Annotated in this window: 8 protein-coding genes; 6 read left to right on the plus strand and 2 right to left on the minus strand. The window is 69.4% G+C overall.

Going from position 1 to position 6,854, the window contains the following annotated elements; translation table 11 throughout:
- Positions 1–169 precede the first annotated feature (169 nt).
- Complete coding sequence (locus tag ACXET9_RS15875; RefSeq protein WP_457887655.1) at positions 170–979, plus strand: hypothetical protein; 810 nt, start codon at positions 170–172, stop codon at positions 977–979.
- Between the two features lie 17 nt (positions 980–996).
- Here ACXET9_RS15875 and ACXET9_RS15880 read toward each other — a convergent pair whose 3' ends face one another.
- The gene (locus ACXET9_RS15880; RefSeq protein ID WP_457887656.1) at positions 997–1,395 is read right to left on the minus strand and encodes a winged helix-turn-helix transcriptional regulator; all 399 of its coding nucleotides are present in this window, start codon (positions 1,393–1,395) and stop codon (positions 997–999) included.
- 201 nt (positions 1,396–1,596) lie between these two features.
- Here ACXET9_RS15880 and ACXET9_RS15885 point away from each other — a divergent pair, with 201 nt between their 5' ends.
- The gene (locus ACXET9_RS15885) at positions 1,597–2,241 is read left to right on the plus strand and encodes an NAD(P)-dependent oxidoreductase (RefSeq protein WP_457887657.1); all 645 of its coding nucleotides are present in this window, start codon (positions 1,597–1,599) and stop codon (positions 2,239–2,241) included.
- Positions 2,242–2,481: 240 nt separating this feature from the next.
- Here the strand turns inward: ACXET9_RS15885 and ACXET9_RS15890 are convergent, their stop codons facing one another.
- The gene (locus ACXET9_RS15890; protein WP_457887658.1) at positions 2,482–3,117 is read right to left on the minus strand and encodes a hypothetical protein; all 636 of its coding nucleotides are present in this window, start codon (positions 3,115–3,117) and stop codon (positions 2,482–2,484) included.
- Between the two features lie 192 nt (positions 3,118–3,309).
- Between ACXET9_RS15890 and ychF the strand changes: the two genes are divergently transcribed.
- From ychF to ACXET9_RS15910, 4 genes are all read left to right on the plus strand, one after another.
- Entirely contained in the window at positions 3,310–4,395 is a 1,086-nt protein-coding gene (ychF, locus tag ACXET9_RS15895; RefSeq protein ID WP_457887659.1) for a redox-regulated ATPase YchF, read from the plus strand.
- Positions 4,396–4,452: 57 nt separating this feature from the next.
- The gene (locus tag ACXET9_RS15900; RefSeq protein WP_457887660.1) at positions 4,453–5,172 is read left to right on the plus strand and encodes a tyrosine-protein phosphatase; all 720 of its coding nucleotides are present in this window, start codon (positions 4,453–4,455) and stop codon (positions 5,170–5,172) included.
- 389 nt (positions 5,173–5,561) lie between these two features.
- Entirely contained in the window at positions 5,562–6,233 is a 672-nt protein-coding gene (locus ACXET9_RS15905; RefSeq protein ID WP_457887661.1) for a hypothetical protein, read from the plus strand.
- Between the two features lie 144 nt (positions 6,234–6,377).
- Complete coding sequence (locus ACXET9_RS15910; RefSeq protein WP_457887662.1) at positions 6,378–6,761, plus strand: hypothetical protein; 384 nt, start codon at positions 6,378–6,380, stop codon at positions 6,759–6,761.
- Positions 6,762–6,854: the final 93 nt, after the last annotated feature.

The raw sequence follows: 6,854 nt of genomic DNA on the forward strand, positions 1-6,854 counted from the left end.
ATCATGCGCCCCCGACAATCCGGCGCATCGCCGGGCGCCGTGCGGGGCCGACGAGTCGGCGGGAGACGTCGTACGATCCGCGGCGCACCTGGTGGCCGGGCGTCCGGTAGGGCATCCTGGGAGGGTTCGCCGAGGTCCGGCCGACGAGCATCAGGGGGAGGGACGGACGATGACGGCGAGCCGCAGACGGCTGAGGAAGCGCATCGGCATCATGCTGTGCGCGGTCCTCCTGGTCGCTGTGCTGATCTGGGCCGTCGCCCTCGCCCAGGTCACGCTCGTCCTGCCGTACGCCGCGAAGCGGGATGCGGAGGCGGGCCTCTCCGCGGGGATGAAGGAGCTCGAGCGCCTCGCGGGCGAGGACGCCGCGGCCCTCGACGCGACCTTCGGCGCTCCGATCGGCGCCGAGCGCACCCTCCGCTGCACGATCGACCGCATCGACTCCGGCTGGTTCACGACGGACCATCGGCAGCGCTGCGAGCTGCTCGAGATCGAGTACCGCCGGGTGCCCGCCGAACCTGCTGACGCGCCGCTCACGACCGAGGAGTCCGCCGCCCGTCTGCTCGGTGCGACCGGGGCCTGGAGCGATGAGAGTGCGGGGACGCCCGGCGAGAAGCTCGACGATCAGGGCGCCTGCCGACAGGTGCTGGGGGCGACGGCCGACCTCCGGCGTGCGGGCCCCCGCGGCGGAGGCATGCCGATCGAGCATCCGGAGGCGCGCCTGCATGCCGTCGTCCTCACCGATCCCCGTTCCGCCGTGGACTGTGCGGCCCCGTTCCGGGGCGGTCGCCCGCCGGTCGACGAGCGCACGATCACCGACGACCGGATGCACGCTCCCGACGACCTCGACTCCCTGGCCGGCATCCCGCTGCTCGTGGTGGCGCGCTCGGTGCGCGTCTCGAGCAGCTCCCTCGGCTGCCTGCCGCTGCCGGTCTTCTGCGAGCCGCCGACGACGCACGTGCGCATGCCCGCGTCGTTCTGAGCCGACCGCCGGTCTCGTCAGACGCCGAGGGACTCGCGCCGCTGCGCTGCGGTCGGCTCCCGCGCAGCGGCCGCCTCGCGCGCGGCCAGGACCTGCGGCATGTTCGCGCTCGCCCAGCCGAAGAGGGCGCCGAGCGGCTCGAGGAGGGTGCGGCCGAGCGGCGAGAGCTCGTACTCGACGTGCGGTGGGACCTCCGGGTAGACGGTCCGCGTGACCAGGCCGTCGGACTCGAGCGAGCGGAGCGTCTGGGTGAGCATCTTCTGCGAGACGCCGTCGATCCGACGACGGATCACGGAGAACCGGTGCGGGCCGTCCTGCAGGGTGAGGATCACCAGCACCGTCCAGCGGTCCCCGATGCGATCGAGCAGCCCGCGCGAGGGGCAGGTGCGATCGAAGGGATCGAAGGCGATGGTCATGGCAGGGGTTCCTCTCCGGCGGGACGGCGGGCTGCGAGACGGTTACTGCAAGGTGCCTACTTCCCACTGGTTCCTAGGTTACCTAGAGTGACCGAGAAGTCCATAGGGGCCGACGGCTCACGTCGTCGGCCCCGGACGCGCGGCCGTCCACGGTCGCGTCCCGCGAAGAATCAGGGCGCATCGCGCCCGGAAGGAGCACCCATGGCTCGCATCGTCGTCCTCGGAGGAACCGGCTACGCCGGCTCGCACATCGTCGCGGAGGCCGCCCGGCGCGGCCACGACGTCGTCTCCGTCTCCCGCACCGCCCCCGACTCCCTGCCCGCCGGAGCGACCCACGTCGTCGGCGACCTGCGCGACGTCGCCGCCCTCGGACCCGCCCTCGAGGGGGCCGACGTCGTCATCGCGACCGCATCCCCGCGCGGCGACCTCGCCGCGCCCGGCACCCTCCGCGCCGCCTACGCGGGCCTGCTCCCGCTGCTCGGCGAGAGCCGCCTCGGCGTCATCGGCGGCGCCGGCTCCCTCCGGGTCTCCGAGGACGGCCCGCTCGTCATCGACACCCCCGACTTCCCCGAGGCGATCAAGGACGAGGCCCGCGAGCTCGGGGGCGTCCTCGAGGACCTCCGGGCGACGGGCGAGGACCACGACTGGTTCTACGTCAGCCCGGCGGGCGGCTTCGGCGCCTTCGCGCCCGGCGAGGCCACCGGCACCTACCGCACCGGCGGCGACGTCCTCCTCGCCGACGCGGAGGGCGCCTCCTTCATCTCCGGCGCCGATCTCGCGCTCGCCGTCGTCGACGAGATCGAGAAGCCCGCGCACCGTCGCGAGCGCTTCACCGTCGCCTACTGATCCCGGTCCGGCCGCCCGCCGGTCCGGCCGTCGGCCGCCCGACCGTCGGTGCCGGCGTCAGTCCCTGCGGGCGTCGCCGTGCATGACGAAGGCCCAGCACCCGAGGGTGCTGGGCCTTCGCTGCTGCGGTGCGCGAGGAGGGCGCGTCGCAGCGGGGATCGGGAAGGAGCCTCTGCCCCGCCGCAGGGCGGCGGGATCGGACGAGGGTCAGAAGAGGGTCAGAACAGGGTCAGGACAGGGTCAGTCGACCGTCGAGGAGTCGATCAGCCACTCCCCGTCCTCCTTGACCAGGTAGTAGGTCCCGGTCTGGCTGGCCTTCTCGCCGTAGTAGGTGTAGGACTCCTCGACGGAGACCTCCGCCGTCTTGCCGCTGACGCTGGTCTCGGTGATCGTGTACTCGTAGTCCTCGATCGTCGACGCCGCGTACTCGAAGTCCTCGCAGGTGGCACCGCCGTTGAAGTCGTCGGTCGTCGTCTCGAGGAAGCCCTCGCAGGTGCCGTCGATCCAGGCCTGCTCATAGGTCTCCACCGCGTTGCGGGGGCCGCTGGTGCTGCCGATCACGAAGACGAAGAACAAGACGATGGCGACGATCGCGAGGAGCACGAGGCAGCCGCAGCCGCCGATGGCCCAGGGCAGCCAGCGCTTCTTCGACGGGGGCTGCCCGCCGACGGGCGCCTGGCCCGAGGCGCTCTGCCAGGGGGCGCCAGGGGAAGGGGCACCGCCCGGGGGCGTGCCGTAGGCGGGGGCCGACTGGCCGGGAGGATTGCCGTAGGAGGGGGCCGACTGGCCCGATGTCGAGAACCCGCCGGAGAAGCCGGGCTGGTTCGTCGGGCCGTTCACGGGATCGGGAGCCGCAGGGGGCAGGGGGGAGCTCATGGACAGAAGGGTATCGGTCCGTGGCGCGGGGCACAGAGCGTCCGGCGCGCCGGGCGCCGTTCCGATGGGCGATCGGAGGGCCGATCGGGCGCTCGGTCCGACGTCCGGCCCGATGGTGATGGGGCTGGGCGGGAGGAGAGCTTCGCCCCTTCGGCTGGGATCACTGCGCGGTGAACCGTAGACTCTCCTCCCGTGGCTCTCACCATCGGAATCGTCGGACTGCCCAACGTCGGCAAGTCAACCCTGTTCAATGCTCTGACCCGCGCGGAGGTCCTCGCGGCGAACTATCCGTTCGCGACGATCGACCCCAACGTCGGGGTGGTCCCGCTGCCGGACCCGCGCCTCGCGCAGCTCGCGACCGTCTTCGGCAGTCAGAAGCTGCTCCCGGCGACGGTCTCCTTCGTGGACATCGCCGGGATCGTCAAGGGCGCCAGCGAGGGTGAGGGCCTGGGCAACAAGTTCCTCGCGAACATCCGCGAGGCCGACGCGATCTGCCAGGTCACTCGCGCGTTCGCCGATCCCGACGTCACCCGCGTGGACGGCTCCGTCGACGCCGCCGGTGACATGGAGACCATCACCACCGAGCTGATCCTCGCCGACCTCCAGACCATCGAGAACGCGCTGCCGCGCCTCGAGAAGGAGACCAAGCGCAAGACGATCGAGCCCACCGTGCTCGAGAACGTCACCAAGGCTCAGGCCCTCCTCGAGACCGGTGTGACCCTGTTCCAGGGCGCGTCGGACGCCGGCATCGACGTCGCCGAGCTGCGCGAGCTGCAGCTGATGACCGCGAAGCCCTTCATCTACGTCTTCAACACGGATGAGGAGGGCCTCGCCGACGCCGCGATGCAGCAGAAGCTCCGGGAGCTCGTCGCCCCCGCCGAGGCGATCTTCCTCGACGCCAAGTTCGAGTCGGAGCTCATCGAGCTCGACGCGGAGGAGGCGGCCGAGATGCTTGAGTCGACCGGCCAGGAGGAGTCCGGCCTCGACCAGCTCGCCCGCGTGGGCTACGAGACCCTCGGCCTGCAGTCCTATCTCACCGCCGGCCCCAAGGAGTCCCGCGCCTGGACGATCCCCAAGGGCGCGACCGCCCCGCAGGCCGCCGGCGTCATCCACACCGACTTCGAGCGCGGCTTCATCAAGGCTGAGATCGTCTCCTTCGACCAGCTCATGGAGGCCGGTTCCATGGCCGAGGCCAAGGCCAAGGGCTGGGTGCGCATCGAGGGCAAGGAGTACGTCATGCAGGACGGCGACGTGGTGGAGTTCCGCTTCAACGTGTGAGTGGAATGCCGGTTCGGGCGCGATGGTGCCGACCGGCAGTGATGCTAGCCTGAGTCGATGCGAGCGCTGATGTGGGATGGCATCCGCAATGTACGTGATCTGGGCGGGCTGCCGACTCCGCTGGCGGCCGACGGCGTGACCTCGCGCGGGCGGGTCGCTCGTGGCCCCCGGCGTGAGCTCTTGACCGATGAGGGGTGGCGCGACGCCTCGGCGTGGGGCCTTCGGTCGATCGTCGACCTGCGGTGCGAGTACGAGGTCGGAGCGAGAGAAACGGATCCGGCAGCGGTGCCACCGCGCGACGTGTCAATCGTGCTCGCGCCCACCGAGGATCAAGGGCATCCGGAGTTCCGCGAGGTCTGCCTTCCGATCCTCGACTCGCCAGAGTATTGGCAACACAGTGTGCGGATACTTCCCGAACACATCCGAGTGACGCTCGAGGCCATCGCCAGTTCGGACCCTGGAGTTTTCGTTCACTGCTCGGCGGGACGTGATCGAACGGGGATGATCTCGGCGCTCCTGCTCGCCAATGCCGGGGTGCGGGCGGCCGACATTGTGGCTGACTACGCGGAATCCGTCCGCGTCATGGCCGGAACGGCCGCTCACGGCGGGCCGACCCACGATCGACAGGCTTCATGGTCGCAGGAACAGGCCGCGACGTGGCTGTCGGAGGTGACGCCGCATGTGGAGGCGTTCATCGCAGAACCCGACTCGATCATGGACGCCGTCGGTGTGGGTGACGAGACGAGGGATGCACTCCAGAACCTCTTGACGACGTGATAGATACGCCGCGGGTCACGCACGAGTTCAGGCCGTGCGTGTAACGCCTATCGGTAACGCAACCCGGTCGAGTTCCGGCAGGTAGGACAGTCTGGCTCAGCGCCCCGCAAGACCCGTGGTTGGCCACGTGCCGGCCCGCTTCTGGGACGAGCAGACGTTCAAAGCTGTCTTCGGCACGTACAATATGCTGGCCGTAATCGCCCGCCCGTCCCCTCGATCGAGACAGAGTCGGATTGGCACCGACGACGGGCCGAACCGTTGCAGGCCTTCCCGACCTCGCAGCGGGCCTCATCTCGTCAAGGAGATGTCTGCGAGACGCCGGCAAGCCGGACGTGATGCCAGACTGATACTCGTATCGACGAGCATCCAGCTGAGGGAGAGGTCAAGAGATGCAGGTGCTGTTCAAGGACATCGTCGCCGGCGACGTCGACAAGGTCAGGAAGCGGCTAGAGAAGGACCCCGATGCCGCGAACCTGATCGCCACGGCTCCACCGAAACAGCACGCCGGCATGTCTCCCCTGCAGGTGAGCTACCACAAGGGAGCCTACGAGATCGCGGCGCTGCTCCTCGAGCACGGCGCTGACCCGAACTTCAGCGATCTCAACCCCTTCGACGACTTCGGCATGCCGGTGCTGCACAGCGCGATCGGTGCCGCGGTCGCGAACTCACGCTGGATGCGACCGGCAGGACCTGCCCATCTCGAACCCGTGGAGTGGGAGCTGGCGAAGACGGCCGAGAAGGCCGACGCCGCGTTCGACGCGCTGCGGCGGCTCGTCGACGCCGGAGCGGACGTCTCGGCACTGAACACCCATGGCGGCTCGGCGCTGGGTTACGCCGCGGGCCAGGCGCGACAGTACCTGCCACGGTACAAGCACAGCGATCCCGCATGGGTCGACCCGAAGCCCCTGAACGACGAGCTCGTGGACGATCTCACGCGGATCTTTGATCTCCTCCTGGTGAACGGGGCGGACCCTGCGCGTGTGGAGCCGCCGTTCGGCAAACCGCTGGGCGAGTACTACGCAGCCGAACCCGTCGGCAGGTTCCTGGCGGTTCGCGCGTAGGGTTCGATCGTGTCTGACGCAGAGCCGCAGCAGATCTCCGACGGCCTGGAGGTCATGCACGCACTCGAGAAGTAGCGGCCGTTCGACACGATCGAAGGCTGGCCGAGAATCCCCGAGCTCGACTGGCAGTGCCTGGGCTTCCCGGTGATCAGCCGGGGCACGCGCGCGGTCTTCCCACTCGCGGCCGTGCCGGTTCGGCGCAACGACCGCGGCGATGTCGCATGGCAACTGGCCGGCCAGCGCTACGAGCTGAAGCGCGCCTGTGTGCACTTCTTTGGCGGCGATGACTTCCATCAGGAGTCGGAGCTCGATCCGGAGACCGGCTACGGCAAGAAGCTAGCCGACGCCGGCGCGGTCGTCACTGAACCGCACTGGGTTCTGTTCCGATGTCTATGTGAGCGCCAGTGCGGCGTCACGGGTTTGATAGTAGGCGGTTTCGATCTCGGTCGGGGTGGCGTAGTCGAGCGCTTCGTGAAGGCGGCGATTGTTCCACCAGTGAAGTGCCCTGGGTTTGTTGGAGACTCTTGACCTTGGAAACGAGGATGTGAATCGCCCCGGGTCTGGTGGAGGCTCTGAATCCACGGGAGGATGAGGAGCATGGCAGCACCGAGGAAGTACCCT

The organism is Brachybacterium netajii (SeqCode) (assembly GCF_054114245.1).